The organism is Homoserinimonas sp. A447 (assembly GCF_054489325.1).
In genome coordinates this window covers 2,149,426-2,166,896 of record NZ_JBTMWW010000001.1, presented here as the reverse complement: position 1 = coordinate 2,166,896, position 17,471 = coordinate 2,149,426, and the positions used below count along the sequence as shown (strand labels likewise).

Genomic DNA, 17,471 nt, shown 5'->3' with positions numbered 1-17,471 from the left:
TGGTCCCGCCAGCGGCGGGCCGGCAAAGAAAGGTTTGGGATTAATGAAGATCACGGCCATCGACTGCTTCGGCTACGAATTGCACTATGCCCATGGGGAATACGTCATGTCGGGCAACCGCGCGGCGACCTCCGAGGTCGGCACGCTCGTGCGGGTGCGCACCGATGAGGGGATAGAGGGCTGGGGCGAGGTTACACCCCTCGGCGACCTGTACCTGCCGACGCATTGGCGCGAGGTGCGCGCCGCTCTTCGCACACTCGCGCCCCGGCTGATCGGTGTGGATCCCACCAACCTGTCCGCCGTCCAGCGCACGATGAACGACACCCTGCTGGGTGGCGGGTATGCGAAGGCGGCCATCGACGTGGCCTGCTGGGACCTGCTCGGCAAGGCAGCGGACCTGCCCGTCTCGGTGCTCCTCGGCGGTGTGCTGCAGGACGACTTCCCGCTGTATGAGGCGGTCCCGCTGAGGGCTCCGGATGCCATGGCCGCCTTCGTCTCGGAACGTCAGGCCGCCGGCATCCACCGTTTTCAGCTGAAAGTGGGCAACGACCCGCACGAGGATGCGGCAAGGACGCGCGCCGTGGTCGAGGTGGCCGATCGGGACACCCTGATTGTCGCCGACTCCAACGGCGGCTGGAACCTGCGTGCAGCGCAGGTCGCGGTGCGGGAGATGGCCGACCTGCCGGTGTTCATCGAACAACCGTGCCGAAGCACAGAAGACTCAATCTTCGCGATGCGGCACTCGTCGCTGCCGCTCGTTCTCGACGAATCGATCCTCACCCCGCAGGACGTGTTCCACGCCAAGAACGTTGCGGGCGCCGTGTCGATCAACATTAAGATCAGCCGCGTTGGAGGGCTCACCCAGGCGGCACGAATGCGCGACCTCATGCAGGATCTCGACATGATGATCTCGGTCGAGGACTCGTGGGGCGGCGACATCGTCACGGCCGCCGTCAGCCACCTGGCTGCGAGCACGCGCCCGGAGAATTTCCAGAACGCGTCGTTCATGAACGACTGGACCGATGGGCACGTCGCCGGTTACAACCCGCGGTCCGTCGGCGGTCGTGGATCGGCTCCAACGGCGCCCGGGCTGGGCATCGAGGTCAACGCAGACGACCTCGAAGCCGTCTTCACGGTGTCGGAGGGCGCGGCGTGACGGTCACGGTGCAAGAACGCATCCGTACTGCCGCTCGCACCATTGGTCGCGGCTAACCACCGACCCGGCAGTATGGCACATACTATAAAGCACAGTGCGAGCCAATGGTTTCTGGCGCTCGGCACACCCCGGTAGGAGAACTATGGCTGTCTCATCCATCCAGAGAGTGGAGAAGTCCGCGAGCCTCCGCGACCAGATCGGTGCGTCGCTGGCCGCCGCCATCGTCTCGGGCGAGCTCGCTCCGGGCACTATGGTGTCGGTCCCGGGCTTGGCCGCAGAGTTCGGTGTCTCAGCCACACCGGTTCGCGAGGCGGTCCTCGATCTGGAGCAGCGCGGCTTCGTGCGCTCGGTGCCGAACAAGGGCTTTCGGGTCACCGAGGTCAGCAAGCGCGATTTCGAGGAGATTCTCGAGGTGCGAACAATGCTGGAGGCTCCCATCATGGCCTCCCTGGCCGGCACCATCTCCGAGGAGGACATGCCAACGTGGCGTCGGATGGCGGATCGGATCAGCGAGCATGCGGATGCTGGCAACCTGACCGCCTTTCTCGAAGCTGACCGGGATTTCCACTTGGGCCTGCTTGCGCTGCACGGAAACTCTCGACTGGTGTCCATGGTCAAGGAGTTGCGCTCGCAGACCAGGATGGTACGCCTGGCCAAGATGACGAACACTCCCGAGCTCAGCAAGTCTGGCCGGGAGCACCACGAAATGCTCGATCTCATGGAACAGGGCGATGGCGAACAGTTGGAGAAGCTGGTCGCAACGCACTTCGCCCACGTGTTGAGCTGGTGGGGCCCGGAGGCCGAATAACGGGCCAATAACGGCGCTTGCCCCCAGCTTTGTAGTATGTAATATTGTACCGGACGTGCAAGGACGCGGACACAGCCGCTGGAATATGCACATTTTCACCATCAACGGAGAGGCAGAAAATGAAGCTCGCAAAGCGCGCGGGGGTAATGCTCGGCATTGCCACAGCGGTAATACTCACGACGTCAGCCTGTAGCGGCGGTTTGCTTGGCGGCGGCGACGAGGGTGGCGATGACACCGGCACCATCAAGATCGGAATGATCGTGCCAACCTCGGGCAGTAGTGCGCCCACCGGCGCGAGCATGTCCAACGGTGCCCAGATGGCCGTAGACGAGATCAATGAGGCCGGCGGCGTGCTCGACGGCCGGATGCTCGAACTGGTTGTCGCCGACGGTGCGTGTGACGCGCAGCAGGCTGTCGCCAGTGCGAACAAGCTGGTCTCCAGCGAGGTCGTTGTCTCAGTCGGCGGCTACTGCTCGGGAGCCACGCTTCCGACGCTGCCGATCTTCGACAAGGCCGGCGTGCCGATGATCATCCCGGCCGCCAACTCGCAGGACCTCGTCAACGAGGGCCTCAAGTCCGTGTTCCTGATCAACGGCACCGGCCTGCAGCAGTCCACCGCGGCGCTCGACTTCATCAAGAAGCAGGGCTACGCGACGGTCGCACTGGTTGACGACAACACCTCCTACTCTGTCGACATCACCACCGAGACCGAGAAGCAGATCACCGAAGACGGCGCAGCTGAGGTCGTTCTCAACACCTCGGTGAACGCCGGTGAGAGCGACTACTCGTCAGTGGTGCGGGACATCGTGGGCTCCGGTGCGGAAATGGTCTACTGGACCGGCTACTACCAGGAGGGTGGCCTGATCACCGACCAGCTTCGCAAGGCTGGCTATGAGGGCGACATCATGGTCGCCGACGGAAGCGCCGACAGCACCCTGGCGGAGATCGCCGGAGCTGCTGCTGAGGGCGTCTACGCCACCATGACGCCAACCCCGAACACCATCGAGGGCGCGGAGAGCTGGATCGAGGATTACGAGGCAGCGTTCGGCGAGGAGCCGAAGCCGTACTCGACCCAGTCCTATGACGCAGTCCGCCTTGCCGCCGCCGCCATCGAGTCGGCAGGCAGCACGGCGACGGATGATGTCATCGCGGCTCTCGAGGCGACGGAAGGGTTCGACGCGTTCTCCGGGCCGCTCTCGTTCACGCCTGAGCACACCCTGGCCAGCGGCGGATTCGTCATCCTGGTCATGGAGAACAGCGACTTCGTCCTCTTCGACGACCTGCAGTAAACCCACCTGAGGTGTAACGCCGTGGCCGGCGAAACCTGAACCGGCCACGGCGTCACGCCGTGATTCTCTGCGACGGAGCAGGCTGCTATGGCACAAATCATCTGGGACGGACTGTTCGTCGGCTCGTTCTATGCCCTGATCGCGCTGGGTTACAGCATGGTCTACGGCATCATCAAACTTCTGAACTTCGCGCACGGCGACATCTACATGGTCGGCGCATTCATCGGCTACGCGATCCTCACTTCGCTGGGCGGCTTCGCCACCTCGCTGGGCCTGTTCGCGCTCATCATCGTGATGATGGTCAGCATGCTGCTCACCGGCACCATCGGTGTCATCGTCGAAAAGCTGGCCTATCGACCCCTGCGCGGAGCGCCACGATTAGCCGTACTCATCACTGCGGTCGGCGCATCCTTCGCCCTGGAGTACGGCGTGGCCGCCATCGCGAGCCCGAACCCGCGAGGGTTCCCGATTCGACTCGACGGCGACATCATCATGGTCCTCGGCGCCCGCGTCACCCTGCCCCAGATGATCCTCATGGTGATCGCGGCGGTGCTGATGTTCGCGCTCGACCGCTACATCAGGAAAACCTCGACGGGGCGGGCCATGCGGTCGATCTCGCTCGACATGAAGGGCTCCCTGCTGATGGGGGTCAACATCAACTCGGTGATCAGTCGTACCTTCTTCATCGGTTCCGCCCTTGCCGGGGCAGCCGGCGTCATGGCTGGTGCCTACTACGGCAAGATCGACTTCCTCATGGGGTTCATCATCGGCCTCAAGGCGTTCACTGCGGCCGTGATCGGCGGCATCGGCAACATCCGCGGAGCCATGCTCGGTGGGCTGGTGCTGGGGCTCGTGGAGGCCTTCGGTTCACAGCTGGTCGGTGGGCAGTGGCGGGACGCCTTCGCGTTCGCGGTGCTGATCCTCTTCCTCACACTGCGACCAACGGGAATTCTCGGCGAACGAGTGACGGAGCGTGTCTGAGATGACGATGGAAGACAAGACCGCGAGCATCGTGACCAACCGGCCGCCCGAGAAGAAGGGCAGTGTCGGCGTCTGGATGACCCGCATCTTCGAGAACAAGCACATCGGCTGGGCCGCCCTCGCGATCGCCCTGATCATGCCGTTCATCATCGCCACGCCGTACGCATTGAACGTGATGACCACCGCAGCGATCTTCGTCGTGCTGGCTGCCGGACTGAACATCGTCGTCGGTTACTGCGGGCTCCTGGACCTCGGGTACATCGCCTTCCTGGCAGTGGGCGCGTACACCGCGGGGATCCTGTCGAAGATGTTCGAGTTACCGGTGCTGTTCACCCTGCCGGCGGTCATCGTGATGACCATCCTGGCCGGGCTCATCATCGGTGCGCCGACGCTGCGACTGCGTAGCGACTACCTGGCGATCGTCACACTGGGCTTCGGAGAGATCACCCGGATCACGGCCAACAACCTCACGATCACCGGCGGCCCATCCGGGATCTTCGGCATCCCCGGAATCCTGAAGATCGGCAACATCGATTTCCAGCATCCGGTGATCTTCTACTACTTCACCGTCATCGTGGTCGCCGGCCTGGTGCTGGCCGCCGCCCGTCTGGGCAAGTCGCGCCTCGGCCGGGCCTGGAAGTTCGTGAAGGAAGACGAGGACGCCGCCGAGGCGATGGGCATCCACACCTACAAGGTGAAACTGCTCGCCTACATCTTCGGCGCAGTCTGGGGAGGCTTCGGTGGCATCCTGTTCGCGTCCCACCTCACCGCGGTCTCCCCGATGAGCTTCCTCTTCCTGCAGTCGGCCCTCGTGCTGATGGCCGTGGTGCTCGGCGGAATGGGCAACATGAAGGGGGTGGTGATCGGCGCGCTGGTCATCAGCCTGCTACCCGAACTGCTCCGCGACTTCTCCGAGTACCGCTACCTCCTCTTCGGCATCCTCCTGGTTGTCGTGATGGTGTTCCGCCCGCAGGGGTTCTGGCCGCCACACGCCTCCGAGGCTGAGCGGACGAAGCTGAAACGCGACAACACCGCGATCCAGAATGGACTGACCCGATGAGCGCCGTACTCGTGGTCGAAGACCTGCAGATCGCGTTCGGCGGCGTCAAGGCCGTCGACGGCCTCACCTTCAGCGCCAACGCACGCGAGATCATCGCCGTCATCGGTCCCAACGGTGCGGGGAAGACTTCGGCCTTCAACTGCATCACCGGTTTCTACAAGCCGACCGGAGGCCGCGTGACGCTGGGCGGGGTCGACATCACCGGCAAGCGTCCGGCGGATATCGCCCAGGCCGGGGTCTCGCGCACCTTCCAGAACCTGCGGCTCTTCCACGACATGACGGTGCTCGACAACGTCCGCGCCGGAATGCACCTCTACGGCGGGCAGAACTTCCTCGACGCCATCTTCCACACTCCGCGCTTCAAGCGCAGTGAGGCGTTGTACACCGAGGAAGCCCACCACTGGCTCGACTTCGTCGGGTTCAAGGGGGAGCGCGGCGTTCCGATCCGCAACCTGTCGTACGGCCAGCAGAAGCAGGTTGAGATCGCCAGGGCACTGGCCCGCAAGTCCGGGCTGCTGCTGCTCGACGAACCGGCTGCCGGGCTCAACCACAACGAGAAGCAGTCCCTTCTCGAGCTGTGCCGGCGCATCCGCGACCTGGGAACGGCAATCGTGCTGATCGAGCACGACATGGGGCTGGTCATGGAGGTCTCAGAGCGCATCGTCGTCATGAACTTCGGCAAGGAGATTGCGGATGGCACTCCCGCCGAGGTGAAGGCGAATCCCGCCGTGATCGAGGCCTACCTGGGCAAGGACGAAGACGAGGAGGTGCGGGCAGATGGCGATGCTTGAGTTCGACAACGTCGAGGTTTTCTATGGCAAGGTGCAGGCACTCCGTGGGCTGAGCATCCGCGTCGAGGAGGGTGAGATCGTCGCCCTTCTCGGTAACAATGGGGCGGGCAAGACGACGACGCTGTCCACGGCATCCGCGCTGGTCAGTGCGCAGACCGGATCGATCAGCTTCAACGGAGCCGACATCACCAAGGCGAAGCCGTGGGACGTCGTGGGCTCCGGCCTGATCCACGTCCCAGAGGGACGCCGCATCTTCAGCACCCTCACGGTGTTCGAGAACCTGCAGCTGGGCGGCTACCTGGTGAAGGATCGTGCGCTGATCGCCAAGCGCATCAAGCACGTCTATGAGCTGCTGCCGCTGCTCGAGCAGCGCAAAGGCCAGCAGGGTGGAACGCTCTCCGGAGGTGAGCAGCAGATGCTCGCCATCGGTCGCGCCCTGATCGCCGGTCCCAAGATGCTGATGCTCGATGAGCCGTCGATGGGACTTGCTCCCCTGATCGTGGCGCAGGTCATGCAGGTGATCAGCGACATCCGCGACGAGGGCACGACGGTGCTGCTGGTCGAACAGAATGCCCGTGCCGCGCTGAAGGTCACCGACCGGGCCTACGTGATCGAGGATGGCGCTACCACCCTCGAGGGCCAGGCCTCCGAGCTGATCTCGGACCCCAGGATCATCGACGCCTACCTCGGCGCCTGACAAGATTCGCTCTCTGAGCGTGCTTAAGCGGGTCGAGCGAGCGAAGCGAGGCCTGCCCTGAGCCTGTCGAAGGGTCGAAACCAGCCGAGCTTGTCCAGGCTCCCGCCCTGTAGTATGTTACATATTATCCATTCACGAGGAGGAGCGGGGGCCACATGATGAACAGCGTGCTTGTCATCGGCGCCGGAATCGTCGGCGCATCCTGCGCCCGCTCCCTCGCCGGCGCCGGGCTGGCGGTCACCATCATCGATCGCACCACAGCGGTCTCCGGAACGACCGCCAGCGGCGAAGGCAACCTCCTCGTCTCCGACAAGGGGCCCGGAGCCGAACTGGAGATGGCGCTACGCGCATCCGCCCGGTGGCCCGAGCTGTCGGCTGAGCTCGCCGAAGAACTGGGGCCGGACTTCCCCGCCATCGAGTACGAGCAGAAGGGTGGCCTGGTCGTCGCGACGACGGATGCCGGCGCCGCGCCGCTAATCGCCTTCGCCACCCGCCAGCGCGGCTCCGGAGTACTGGCCGAAGAACTGTCCATCGCGGATGCGCTGGCGCTGGAGCCCGAGCTCAACCCCACCATCACGGCAGCCGTCTTCTACCCGCAGGACTCCCAGGTGAACCCGGTGGTCGTGGCCGAAGCACTGCTGGCATCAGCCAGGCGCCGTGGTGCTCGGCTGGTGCAGAACGCCAGAGTCACGGGGCCGTTGCTGAGCCGCGACGGCGCGCTGGTTGGAGTAACCACCGAGGCTGGCGAATTCCGGGCGGATGCCGTGGTGATCGCCGCTGGACCATGGTCGGGCACGGTGGCACAGACGCTCGGCGTCATGCTGCCGGTGCACCCCCGCCGAGGCGTCGTGCTGGTGACCTCCAGGATGAGGCACCGCATCTTCCACAAGGTCTACGACGCCGACTATGTCGGTGCGGTGGGGTCGGATGACGCCGCCCTGCAGACGTCCAGTGTCGTCGAATCGACGGCATCCGGAACCGTGCTGATCGGTTCCTCCAGGCAGCAGATCGGCTTCGACGCGTCCATGCGACCCGAGGTGATGGCAGAGATCGCCGCCAAGGCGCTCAGGCTGTTCCCATTCCTCGCCGCCCACCAGGTGATCCGCGCGTATGGCGGCTTCAGGCCGTTCATGCCCGATCACCTCCCGCTGGTCGGTCCAGACCACCGGTTGCCCGGCCTCTGGCACGCGACCGGTCACGAGGGTGCGGGCATCGGCCTCGCGCCGGTCACCGGCAGTCTTATCGCCGCAATGATGACCGGCACTGCACCGGAGCTCGATGTCGCGCCGTACTCGCCCGCCCGGGCGAGCCTCGCGGCGCACCTCGGTGAGGCCGCGTAGTGGCCGCGAGACTGCTCCCCTTCGCGGCCGACCCGATCCAGCCATCGGAGCCGACCCCGGTGGTCATCACAGTCGACGGGTCCGAAGTGCACGGAGTCGCCGGACAGAGCATCGCCGGCGTCCTGCTCGCCGGAGGCTGCCTGGGCTTCCGTCGCACCTCAGCGCACGACCGGCCGCGCGGGGTCTTTTGCGGAATCGGCGTCTGTTTCGACTGCCTGGTGGTCGTCAACGGTGTCGAGGATGTCCGCGCCTGCCAGCGCAGGGCGAAGGATGGCGACGTCGTGACGACTCAGCAGCATCCGCTGCCCGAACATCCGCTTCCAGGGGGTGACGCAGGATGACCCGGGTACTCGTGATCGGCGCGGGCCCCGGGGGTCTTGCCGCCGCCCGCTCGGCCAGGGCCGCCGGCGCTGACGTCGTGCTCCTCGACAGCTCAGACTCCCTGGGCGGACAGTTCTGGCGACACCTCCCGCCGAACCGCCCGGCGCGCAAGGAAGCACAACTGCACCACGGATGGTCGCGCTTCCAGGCACTGGCCACCGAACTGATCGCTGACCCGGGATGCGAGATCGTCCTCGGCGCGCACGTGTGGGCGATCGACGCAGGTGAGCGCCCGACAGTGCACGCGGTGCTCGGCGAGCCGGACGGCCACGGCCGGGAACGCGTGTCGTTCCAGCCGGATGCCATCGTGCTCGCCACCGGCGCCCACGACCGCACCCTGCCGTTCCCGGGCTGGGACCTGCCAGGCGTCTTCACCGCAGGCGCCGCCCAGGCACTCGCCAAGGGGGAACGTCTCGCCGTGGGTCAGCGTGTTGTCGTGGCCGGAGCCGGACCGTTCCTCCTTCCGGTGGCAGCATCGCTGGCCGCCACCGGCTCCCGGGTCGTCGCTGTCATGGAGGCCAATCGAACCGCTGCGCTGGTGCGCGGATGGCTGCCGCGGGCGTGGCAGCTGCTCCCCGCTGCAGGCAAGGGATGGGAACTGGCCGGATACCTCGCCGGGCACCTGAGGCACCGCATCCCGTATCTGCTCGGGCGAACAGTGATCGCTGCACACGGCACCACCCACGTCGAGTCGGTGACCACCGCAAAGCTCGACCGCGACTGGGTGCCGATTCCCGGAACCGAGAAGACCATCGCCGTCGATGCGGTGTGCGTCAGCCACGCATTCACGCCACGCCTCGAACTGGCGCTCGCCGTCGGGTGCGAGCTCGACGCCGACCGGTTCGTCCGGGTGGACAGGCGTCAGCAGACCACCATCCCGAACGTGTACGCGGCCGGCGAACTCACCAGCATCGGCGGGGTGGACCTCGCCCTGGCCGAAGGTGCCATCGCCGGTCACTACGCTGCAGGAGCGTCCGGCACCAACCCGGCGCTCGAACGCAGGCGCACCGTCTTCTCCCGGTTCGCCGCCCGCATTGAAGCCGCCCACGGCATCAAACGCGGCTGGCCGGCCTGGCTGACGGCGGAAACCATCGTGTGCCGCTGCGAAGAAGTCGACTACGGGAGCCTCTGCTCAGCGGCCGCGGCCACAGACTCGCAGTCCCTTCGGTCGCTGAAACTGAGCACCCGCGCTGGGCTCGGAATCTGCCAGGGCCGCATCTGCGGCCGCACCATCGAGCATCTCCTCGCGCAGCAGGCTCCCGGATCCGCACTCAGCGACGGCACCGTGAGCGACCGGCGCCCGATCGCGGTTCCGATCCGCATCGGCGAACTGGCCAGCGCCCCCATCCGCACTTCCACTACCCAACAAACCACCACACGGCAGCCAGTGAAGGCTCCACGAAAGGAAAAACCATGAGCAAGAATTTTGACCTCGGCGGAGTCGTCGTCGCGACGACCCTCCCGTTCAAGGAAGACCCGTCCGCTCCGGCCGGCCTCGCCGTCGACTACGACAAGTTCGCCGAGCACGTCGACTTCCTGATGAACAACGGATGCCGCGGCGTCGGCCCCAACGGATCGCTCGGCGAGTACGAAGCACTCACCGATGAGGAGCGCCGCAAGGTCATCCAGGTTGCCGTCAAGGCAGTGAATGGCCGCGGAATCGTCATTGCCGGCGTGCACGGCACCGGCTGGCACGCCGCGAAGAAGTGGGCAGAGTACGCGAAGGAGGACGGCGCAGACGGCCTCCTGCTTCTCCCCCCGACGATTTACAAGTCGAACGACGACGAGATCGTCGAGCACTTCGCGAAGGTGGCCGAAGTGGGGCTGCCCATCATGGCCTACAACAACCCGTTCTCGACCAAGATCGACCTCACGCCAGAGCTCATCGCCCGTCTGGCCGAGATCCCGGAAGTTGTGGCCATCAAGGAGTTCTCCGGGGACATCCGCCGCATCCTCGCCATTCGTGAACTGTGCGACATCGACATCATCTGCGGCACCGACGACCTGCTGTTCGAGTCGCTCGTCGTGGGCGCCCAGGGTTGGTTTGCCGGCTACCCGAACGCTTTCCCCAAGGAGGCCGTCGCAATCTACGATCTCGTCAAGGCGGGAGACATCGCCGGGGCGTTCGAGATCTACGAGCAGTTGATCACCGTGTTCCGCTGGGACACCAAGATCGAGTTCGTGCAGGCCATCAAGCTGTCCATGGACCTGACCGGCCAGACCTACGGTGGCGTCACCCGTCCGCCGCGTGGCCCGCTCAGCCCTGAGCAGCACGCCCAGGTGACCGCGGACACCAAGAAGGCACTCGACTACATCGCGAGCCGTAAGGTCTAAGCATGCGTTCCAGCCGGATGTACACAGCGGTTGACTCCCACACCGAGGGGATGCCCACACGGGTCATCACCGGCGGTGTGGGGGTCATCCCTGGCGCCACCATGAACGAGAAGCGCCTCTACTTCATGGAGCACCTGGATGACATCCGGTTGTTCCTGATGAACGAACCGCGCGGACACGCCGCCATGAGCGGTGCGATCCTGCAGGCGCCGACACGCGACGACTGCGACTGGGGCGTCGTCTACATCGAGGTCTCCGGATGCCTGCCGATGTGCGGTCACGGAACGATCGGTGTGGCGACGGTGCTGGTGGAGACCGGCATGGTTCCGGTCGTCGAGCCGGTGACCACCATCCGCCTGGACACCCCGGCCGGTCTGGTCATCGCGCGGGTGGCGGTCAGCGACGGCCACGCAGACTCGGTGACGATCGAGAACGTTCCCTCCTACAGCGTCCGGCTGGATGACACGGTGGACGTTCCGGGCTACGGCACCATCCCGTACAGCCTGGCGTTCGGCGGAAACTTCTACGCCATGGTCGACCTGGATGCCGTCGGCCTTGACTTCGATCGCGACAACCAGCAGGAGATCCTGTCGGCGGGCCTCGCGATCATGGAGGCGATCAACACCACCAATCCGCCGCAGCATCCGGAGATCGAGGGACTCGACCACTGCCATCACGTCGAGTTTATCGCGCCAGGGTCGACCGCCGAGTACTCCCGCCACGCCATGGCCATCTACCCCGGCTGGTTCGACCGCTCGCCCTGCGGCACCGGCACCTCCGCCCGCATGGCTGAGCTGTGGGCGCGCGGCGAACTTCCGCTCGACCAGGACTTCATCAACGAGTCGTTCATCGGTTCGCGCTTCACTGGACGCCTGGTGCGCGAAACCACCGTCGCGGGCATCCCAGCTGTCGTGCCGACCATCACCGGCCGCGCCTGGGTGACCGGAATCGGACAATACCTGCTCGACCCGTCCGACCCGTTCCCCACCGGCTTCCAGTTCTAGCTGATATTTCTGCGGGTTGAGACCCTGAAGCGGACCGAGCCGTCAGGCGGGTCGAGCTTGTCGAGACCAACTGAGCAAATAAGCGGGTCGAGCTTGTCGAGACCAACTGAGCTTGTCGAAGTAACTAAGGAGCACCACGAAAATGTCCCAAGACCTGAACCGCATAGCGGCCCGCGCAGCCGAAATCGCCCCCCTGTGGGCGACCACCACGCCTCAGCAGCGGGCTACCGCCCTGGTCGCGGCCGCGGATGCGCTCACCGCCGCCAGGGAATCCCTCGTCGCCACCGCGATGGAGGAGACCGGGCTCGCCGAGGCACGCCTCACCGGCGAGCTGAACCGCACGGCGGTGCAGCTCAAGCTTTTCGCTGAAACCGTCATCGACGGCGAGTACCTCGACGTGCGCATCGACGAGGCCGACTCCGACTTCGCGCTCGGCGTGCGCCCGGATGTCCGCCGCTACCGCATCCCGGTCGGACCGGTGCTGAATTTCGCTGCCAGCAACTTCCCGTTCGCCTTCTCGGTCGCCGGAGGTGACACGGCGGCTGCTCTCGCGGCCGGGTGCCCGGTCATCGTCAAGGCCCACTCCGGGCATCCGCGCCTCTCGGTGGAAACCGCGAAGGTGGTCTCGGATGCCCTGGTCGCCGCCGGAGCGCCCGAGGGCGTGCTCCAGCTGATCTCCGGGCAGCAGGCCGGGGTCGACATGCTGAAGGACCCGCGCATCAAGGCGGGCAGCTTCACCGGTTCGATCCGGGTAGGGCGGATGCTCGCAGACATCGCAGCAGCGCGACCCACCCCGATCCCGTTCTACGGGGAGCTCGGGAGCGTCAACCCGGCCTTCGTCACTCGCGCGGGACTCGCGGCCTCGGCCGACGCCATCGTGGACGGGTTCGTGACCAGTGTTGCCGGGTCGGCCGGCCAGCTGTGCACCAAGCCGGGATTCCTGTTCGTGCCGGGGCAGAACGCGCTCGCCGAGCGCATCGCATCCGCCGCTTCGGTGGTGAACGAGCACCGCCTGCTGAACCCGGGCATCACTGCCGGCTACCGCGGTCGGCGCGACGCGATCCTGTCGACGCCGGGCGTCACCGTGATCGCTGAGGGCGACGTCCGCGTCGATGAGGATGGCAACGGCTGGGCGACGCCGACCATCGTCAGTGTGCCGGCATCCGTGCTCCGTGAACACCACGAGACACTGCTCGACGAGGCTTTCGGGCCGCTCTCGGTGCTGGTCGAGTACGACGATGAGGCTGAGCTTGCGCCGCTGGCAGTCGAACTGTTCCAGGGCAACCTCACCGGCACGGTGCACGCCGCCGACGGAGAGAACACCCCGGAGCTGCGTGAGCTGGTGTGGTGGCTCACCCAGAGCACCGGCCGCGTGCTGTTCGGGGGTTGGCCGACCGGTGTCGCCGTCACCCCGGCGATGCAACACGGCGGGCCGTGGCCGGCAACAACCAACGACTCCAGCACCTCGGTCGGCAGCGCCGCGATCGGACGCTTCCTGCGACCTGTCGCCTATCAGGGCGCGCCGCAGGACCTGTTGCCGCCGCCACTGCGCGACGACAACCCGTGGGGTGTTCCGCAGCAGCGCAACCCGGCGGGCGTCTCCAGGAGCTGGGGCTCCCGCGTGTAACCCTCAAGCGGGTCGCGCAACTCAAGCGGGTCGAGCCCGTCGAGACCAGCCGAGCTCGTCGAGGCCCTTCGCCGGTAATCTGGTCCCATGACTCCGCAGGCCCAGTACCAGGTTCGCTTCGACTGGGGAACCTCTGGTGCGACGGCGGTGGGCGACGGCGCGGATGTCATCATCTGGGTCGATGAGCAGCCCGCCACGCCGCGGGAGCTGCCGTCTCTCCCCCTGGTCGTCGCGGGAGGCATCCGCAACTCTGCTGCAGTTGCCGAGTGGGTGCTGTCCCAGCAAGGGGAGCGCGGCGACCGGTTCACCGTCGCGGTGATTGCCGCGGGCGAGAAGCGCAGTGACGGCAGTCTGCGGTTTGCCGTCGAAGACCTCCTGGGTGCTGGCGCCGTCATTGACGCCCTCGCCGCCGTGGGGATCGACTACTGCTCGCCGGAGGCCGCAGCAGCGTGCGCCGCGTACACCAGCCTCTGCCGGGGAGCCGCGCACCTCATCAGCGCCTCAGAATCAGGCATGGCACTCGGCATGCGGATGCCCGACCTCGACCCGGTCGACGAGGTGCCCGTCTTCCGCCAGTGACCTACCCAGCCACACGCGCCCTGTACGCCCGAACCTTTGCCCGGTTCCCGCAGCGCTGCATCGAACACCACCGGCGGTTCTCGGAGCGCGAGTCGTCGTAGAACACCATCGCGCAGTCCGCTGCGGCGCAACTGCGGATGCGCCCGGCACCGCGCTCCCCGAACAGGTCGACGGCGTCCCGCGCCACCGAGGCGAGCGCCTGTGCGACCCGCACCTTCCCGGCGCCCGCCTGTCGGCGTCCGCCGGTGAGGGCGGGCGGAATGTCCGGCGTGGCGGCGTAGAGGTTGATCACGTCCACGTCTTCCGGCGTCGCCGACATTTCTCGGGTGCGCGCGATCGCCACCCGCGCGATGGCGTCCCCAAGCGCCTCGGCGTCTTTCAGCTCTCGGTCGGTCGCCGAATCGTCGACCCGGGAGAACCGCTGGCCGAGCCACTCTGCCAGGTCGGCCGGGTTGATGAATGAGGCGTAGCCGAAGTCGAGGCTGACGGAACCCGAGTCGAACCACCAGCGGGTGCCGCTGTCCGAGTTCAGCCACTGGCCGGTCGATCGGTGGGAGCGGTCAGCAGAATCCATGTAACCAAGGTAGCTGGTTACGGATGCCGCCCCAACAGCCCCATACGGCCGAGCTTTACCTCGAATGGTTGCACTTGGGTGCTGAGCGCAGCGAATACAGTTGGTCTCATGGATGCGAAGGGTGACCGGGTTGGTTTGACCAAAGACGCCGGCTGGGAGGTCGGGGTGCGAAAGACGGTGGCAGTGCCACTTGCGGTCGTCTGGGACTACCTGGTCAGCGACGGTCTTGCGCTGTGGTTGGGCAACACGAAGCTCGACCTTGAGAAGGGCTTCCATTATCAGACGGATGACGGCGTGCGTGGCGAGGTTCGCACCGTCACCCCGGGACGCAAGCTGCGGTTGACCTGGCATCCGGATGACTGGCCGCACGACACACTGCTGCAGGTCACGGTGAAGGAGGCGGCCACTGGAACCACGATTGCCTTCCATCACGAGCAGCTGGCCGATCGGGGGGAGCGTCACATGATGCTCGGCCACTGGAAGAACGTTGTCGACGAACTGGCCAGGGCGGTCGAAGGCTACTAGCGCCAGGAAGCATCTCAACGCTTACGCAGCCCGCCGGTTCTCCCAGCGGATGGCGTTGGCCGTGTCGAAACGCCGGGAGCACTTCCCGCACGACAACGCCCGCGCTGGCCTGCGATAGCGGTAGTGCACGTGACCGGCCGGGCAGGTGCCGACCCAGGGCGCAAACTCGGTGGCCACTTGCCCGTCATGGGTTCGCTTGCCGACGTAGCCGATCTCCCGGGCGATCGCCTTCCACTGCGGACCGTGCCCGGCCCTGGCACCGGCCAGGGCGTGCGCTACCTCATGCAGCAGGACCTGGTGGATCTCGTCATCCTCGAAGCGGTCCGCCAGGTAGCGGGACACCGTGATGCGCTTGCGGGTGTAGTTGCAGAGGCCCGCACGGGTTTTCGCGTTGTCGAAACCGAATGACCACTCGGTGGGGTCCAGGTGGAGCGCGATCAGGGCATCCGCCCACCGCCTCACTCGCATCAACTCAGCCACGAAACGACCCTAACCGGCGGCGCCGACGCTCAGCCTGAGACGGCGCAGGACGACACGAACTCTCACAGGACCAGGCGGGGGAGGAGTGGTCACGCGACCAGGAACGACTCCGCGATCGCGATGGCGACCATCGAGGCGTCGACCTGGTCCGCCGCGGCGCCGATGCGCACGCGGATGGTCACGGCGGTACGAAAGTCGAGCAGCGCCGACTTCAGCTCCTCCTGGTCGAAATAGACGAGACCCCGGGCGTGGAGGGCTGCAGCCTCGGCCCCCGCCCAGTCATGGCCGCGCGCCTCATCGACGCAGGACGTCAGCTCGATCAGCGCCGGATCGAGCTTGCCCAAATAGTGCTGCACCTGGGCGCGGCGGATGCGCGCCAGGCAGAGTTCCTGCCGATCCCCCGAGAACCGGGCCTGACGCAGCGCATCATTCGCCATGTCCCAGGCCTCGTCCAGCCGGCCGACCAGGCGAAGCAGGGTCACCTTCTCGTTGAGGGCCTCGGTGTTGCGTTGCACACCGATCTCGTCGAGGCGCTCGCCTGCAGCCCGCAGGTCGACCTTCTCCCGAAGGGTGATTGGGTCATAGCCCACGATGATGCTCACGTACTGCCCCGATCCGTTACTGTCTCAGGTTAACCCGTGACCTGCTCCACCAGCCGTATCTCGAGCAGCTTGTCGTCATCCGGTACCGGGTTCCCTCGGCCATCGGTGTTGTTGGTCAGCACCCAGAGGGTGCCGTCCGGGCCGGGGATGGCGTCGCGCAGCCTGCCGTACTCCGCAGTGAACCAGGCCACGGCATCCACCCTCGTGTCGACCGGGTAGATCGCCCAGAGCGCCTGCCCGCGCAGGGCCGCGAGGAAGAAGGTGTTGTCGACGTAGGCGAGGCCGCTCGGGCTCGCCTCAGCGGTCGACCACTGGTAGACCGGGTCATCGAACCCGGTGACGCCCGCAGCCCCCTCGACCTCCGGCCAGCCGTAGTTATGGCTGGGCTGGATCACATTGAGCTCGTCCCAGGTGTTCTGCCCGAACTCGGCCGCCCACAGCCGGCCGGTATCATCCCAGGCGATCCCCTGCGGGTTGCGATGCCCGAGCGAGTAGACGAGCGAGCCCGGCGTCGGGTTGTCTGCCGGCGCGGCCCCCTCCGGTGTCATTCGCAGGATCTTGCCGTTCAGCGACTCCGGGTCCTGCGAGCTGGACGCGTCCCCCGCATCGCCGGAGGTCGCGTAGAGCATGCCGTCCGGTCCGAACTTGATGCGCCCGCCGTTGTGGTTCCCTGCCTTCGCGATTCCGCTGAGAACGACGGATGCCTCCCCCAGGCTGAGCGATCCGGCCTCGCCCTCCACCGGCATCCGCACAATGCGGTTGTCGGAGTCGGACGTGAAGTAGGCGTAAAGCCACAGGCCTTCGCCGCTTTCGAGTACGTCGATGCCGAGCAGGCCGCCTTCTCCGCGCGGTTGCACACCGGCGATCGTGCCGACGTCGCGCACCTCACCATCCGGGGTCAGCTCCTTGATGAGCGCAGTGTCGCGCTCACTGATCAGCGCGGACCCGTTCGCCAGCCGCACCACCGACCACGGTGCATCCAACCCCGAGGCAATGACCGTGGGGGTGCCGTCCGGCTGCACCTGCGCGGTGTTGGTCGGGGGCGGCGAGGTCGGGCCCGGCAACGGCGCGGTCGGTGCACTCGGCGTCGTGCCGCATCCGGCCACCGCGAGCATCGCCGCCACCACTACCCCGACCCGCACACTCCTCCCGCGCATGCATCCATCATTCCGGATGCGCCCGCGAAAGTGCCCGTTCCGGAGTATTGCGTCCGTTCCGCGGGGCACTATTCTCCGGAACGGGC

The 17,471-nt window shown here is 66.3% G+C and carries 19 protein-coding genes; 15 read left to right on the top strand and 4 right to left on the bottom strand.

Going from position 1 to position 17,471, the window contains the following annotated elements:
* Positions 1-43 precede the first annotated feature (43 nt).
* From ACX3O0_RS10625 to ACX3O0_RS10560, 14 genes are all read left to right on the top strand, one after another.
* A complete protein-coding gene (locus ACX3O0_RS10625) occupies positions 44-1,156 on the top strand; it encodes a mandelate racemase/muconate lactonizing enzyme family protein (protein ID WP_459088680.1) in 1,113 nt (370 codons plus the stop codon).
* A gap of 142 nt (positions 1,157-1,298) precedes the next feature.
* Entirely contained in the window at positions 1,299-1,964 is a 666-nt protein-coding gene (locus tag ACX3O0_RS10620) for a GntR family transcriptional regulator (RefSeq protein WP_459107683.1), read from the top strand.
* Positions 1,965-2,083: 119 nt separating this feature from the next.
* Entirely contained in the window at positions 2,084-3,253 is a 1,170-nt protein-coding gene (locus tag ACX3O0_RS10615) for a branched-chain amino acid ABC transporter substrate-binding protein (RefSeq protein WP_459088676.1), read from the top strand.
* A gap of 87 nt (positions 3,254-3,340) precedes the next feature.
* A complete protein-coding gene (locus ACX3O0_RS10610) occupies positions 3,341-4,234 on the top strand; it encodes a branched-chain amino acid ABC transporter permease (RefSeq protein ID WP_459088674.1) in 894 nt (297 codons plus the stop codon).
* Between the two features lies 1 nt (position 4,235).
* Positions 4,236-5,294 (top strand): branched-chain amino acid ABC transporter permease, encoded by a 1,059-nt coding sequence (locus tag ACX3O0_RS10605; protein ID WP_459107682.1) that lies wholly within the window; start codon positions 4,236-4,238, stop codon positions 5,292-5,294.
* Entirely contained in the window at positions 5,291-6,085 is a 795-nt protein-coding gene (locus tag ACX3O0_RS10600) for an ABC transporter ATP-binding protein (RefSeq protein ID WP_459107681.1), read from the top strand. Before ACX3O0_RS10605 ends, ACX3O0_RS10600 begins: the two co-directional genes overlap by 4 nt.
* Positions 6,072-6,782 carry an ABC transporter ATP-binding protein gene (locus ACX3O0_RS10595; RefSeq protein ID WP_459088670.1) on the top strand — a complete coding sequence of 237 codons (711 nt, stop codon included), beginning with the start codon at positions 6,072-6,074 and terminating at the stop codon, positions 6,780-6,782. Before ACX3O0_RS10600 ends, ACX3O0_RS10595 begins: the two co-directional genes overlap by 14 nt.
* A gap of 155 nt (positions 6,783-6,937) precedes the next feature.
* Complete coding sequence (locus ACX3O0_RS10590) at positions 6,938-8,122, top strand: NAD(P)/FAD-dependent oxidoreductase (protein ID WP_459107680.1); 1,185 nt, start codon at positions 6,938-6,940, stop codon at positions 8,120-8,122.
* Positions 8,122-8,463, top strand: a complete 342-nt coding sequence (locus ACX3O0_RS10585; RefSeq protein WP_459107679.1) for a (2Fe-2S)-binding protein — start codon at positions 8,122-8,124, stop codon at positions 8,461-8,463. Before ACX3O0_RS10590 ends, ACX3O0_RS10585 begins: the two co-directional genes overlap by 1 nt.
* A complete protein-coding gene (locus ACX3O0_RS10580) occupies positions 8,460-9,920 on the top strand; it encodes an FAD-dependent oxidoreductase (protein WP_459107678.1) in 1,461 nt (486 codons plus the stop codon). The genes ACX3O0_RS10585 and ACX3O0_RS10580 overlap by 4 nt, the downstream gene beginning before the upstream one ends.
* Positions 9,917-10,837, top strand: a complete 921-nt coding sequence (locus ACX3O0_RS10575; RefSeq protein WP_459107677.1) for a dihydrodipicolinate synthase family protein — start codon at positions 9,917-9,919, stop codon at positions 10,835-10,837. Before ACX3O0_RS10580 ends, ACX3O0_RS10575 begins: the two co-directional genes overlap by 4 nt.
* 2 nt (positions 10,838-10,839) lie before the next feature.
* The gene (locus tag ACX3O0_RS10570; protein WP_459107676.1) at positions 10,840-11,841 is read left to right on the top strand and encodes a proline racemase family protein; all 1,002 of its coding nucleotides are present in this window, start codon (positions 10,840-10,842) and stop codon (positions 11,839-11,841) included.
* A 142-nt stretch (positions 11,842-11,983) separates the two neighbouring features.
* A complete protein-coding gene (locus ACX3O0_RS10565; protein ID WP_459107675.1) occupies positions 11,984-13,468 on the top strand; it encodes an aldehyde dehydrogenase (NADP(+)) in 1,485 nt (494 codons plus the stop codon).
* An 87-nt stretch (positions 13,469-13,555) separates the two neighbouring features.
* Positions 13,556-14,047, top strand: a complete 492-nt coding sequence (locus tag ACX3O0_RS10560; RefSeq protein ID WP_459107674.1) for a 2-phosphosulfolactate phosphatase — start codon at positions 13,556-13,558, stop codon at positions 14,045-14,047.
* A 1-nt stretch (position 14,048) separates the two neighbouring features.
* Here the strand turns inward: ACX3O0_RS10560 and ACX3O0_RS10555 are convergent, their stop codons facing one another.
* On the bottom strand, positions 14,049-14,621 hold the full coding sequence (locus ACX3O0_RS10555; RefSeq protein ID WP_459088654.1) for a CGNR zinc finger domain-containing protein: 573 nt from the start codon (positions 14,619-14,621) through the stop codon (positions 14,049-14,051).
* Positions 14,622-14,729: 108 nt separating this feature from the next.
* Here ACX3O0_RS10555 and ACX3O0_RS10550 point away from each other — a divergent pair, with 108 nt between their 5' ends.
* Complete coding sequence (locus ACX3O0_RS10550; RefSeq protein WP_459088652.1) at positions 14,730-15,146, top strand: SRPBCC family protein; 417 nt, start codon at positions 14,730-14,732, stop codon at positions 15,144-15,146.
* Positions 15,147-15,167: 21 nt separating this feature from the next.
* Here ACX3O0_RS10550 and ACX3O0_RS10545 read toward each other — a convergent pair whose 3' ends face one another.
* From ACX3O0_RS10545 to ACX3O0_RS10535, 3 genes are all read right to left on the bottom strand, one after another.
* On the bottom strand, positions 15,168-15,626 hold the full coding sequence (locus ACX3O0_RS10545) for a SprT family zinc-dependent metalloprotease (protein ID WP_459107673.1): 459 nt from the start codon (positions 15,624-15,626) through the stop codon (positions 15,168-15,170).
* 89 nt (positions 15,627-15,715) lie between these two features.
* Complete coding sequence (locus ACX3O0_RS10540) at positions 15,716-16,228, bottom strand: hypothetical protein (protein WP_459088648.1); 513 nt, start codon at positions 16,226-16,228, stop codon at positions 15,716-15,718.
* Between the two features lie 29 nt (positions 16,229-16,257).
* Positions 16,258-17,385 carry a PQQ-dependent sugar dehydrogenase gene (locus tag ACX3O0_RS10535; RefSeq protein WP_459107672.1) on the bottom strand — a complete coding sequence of 376 codons (1,128 nt, stop codon included), beginning with the start codon at positions 17,383-17,385 and terminating at the stop codon, positions 16,258-16,260.
* Positions 17,386-17,471: the final 86 nt, after the last annotated feature.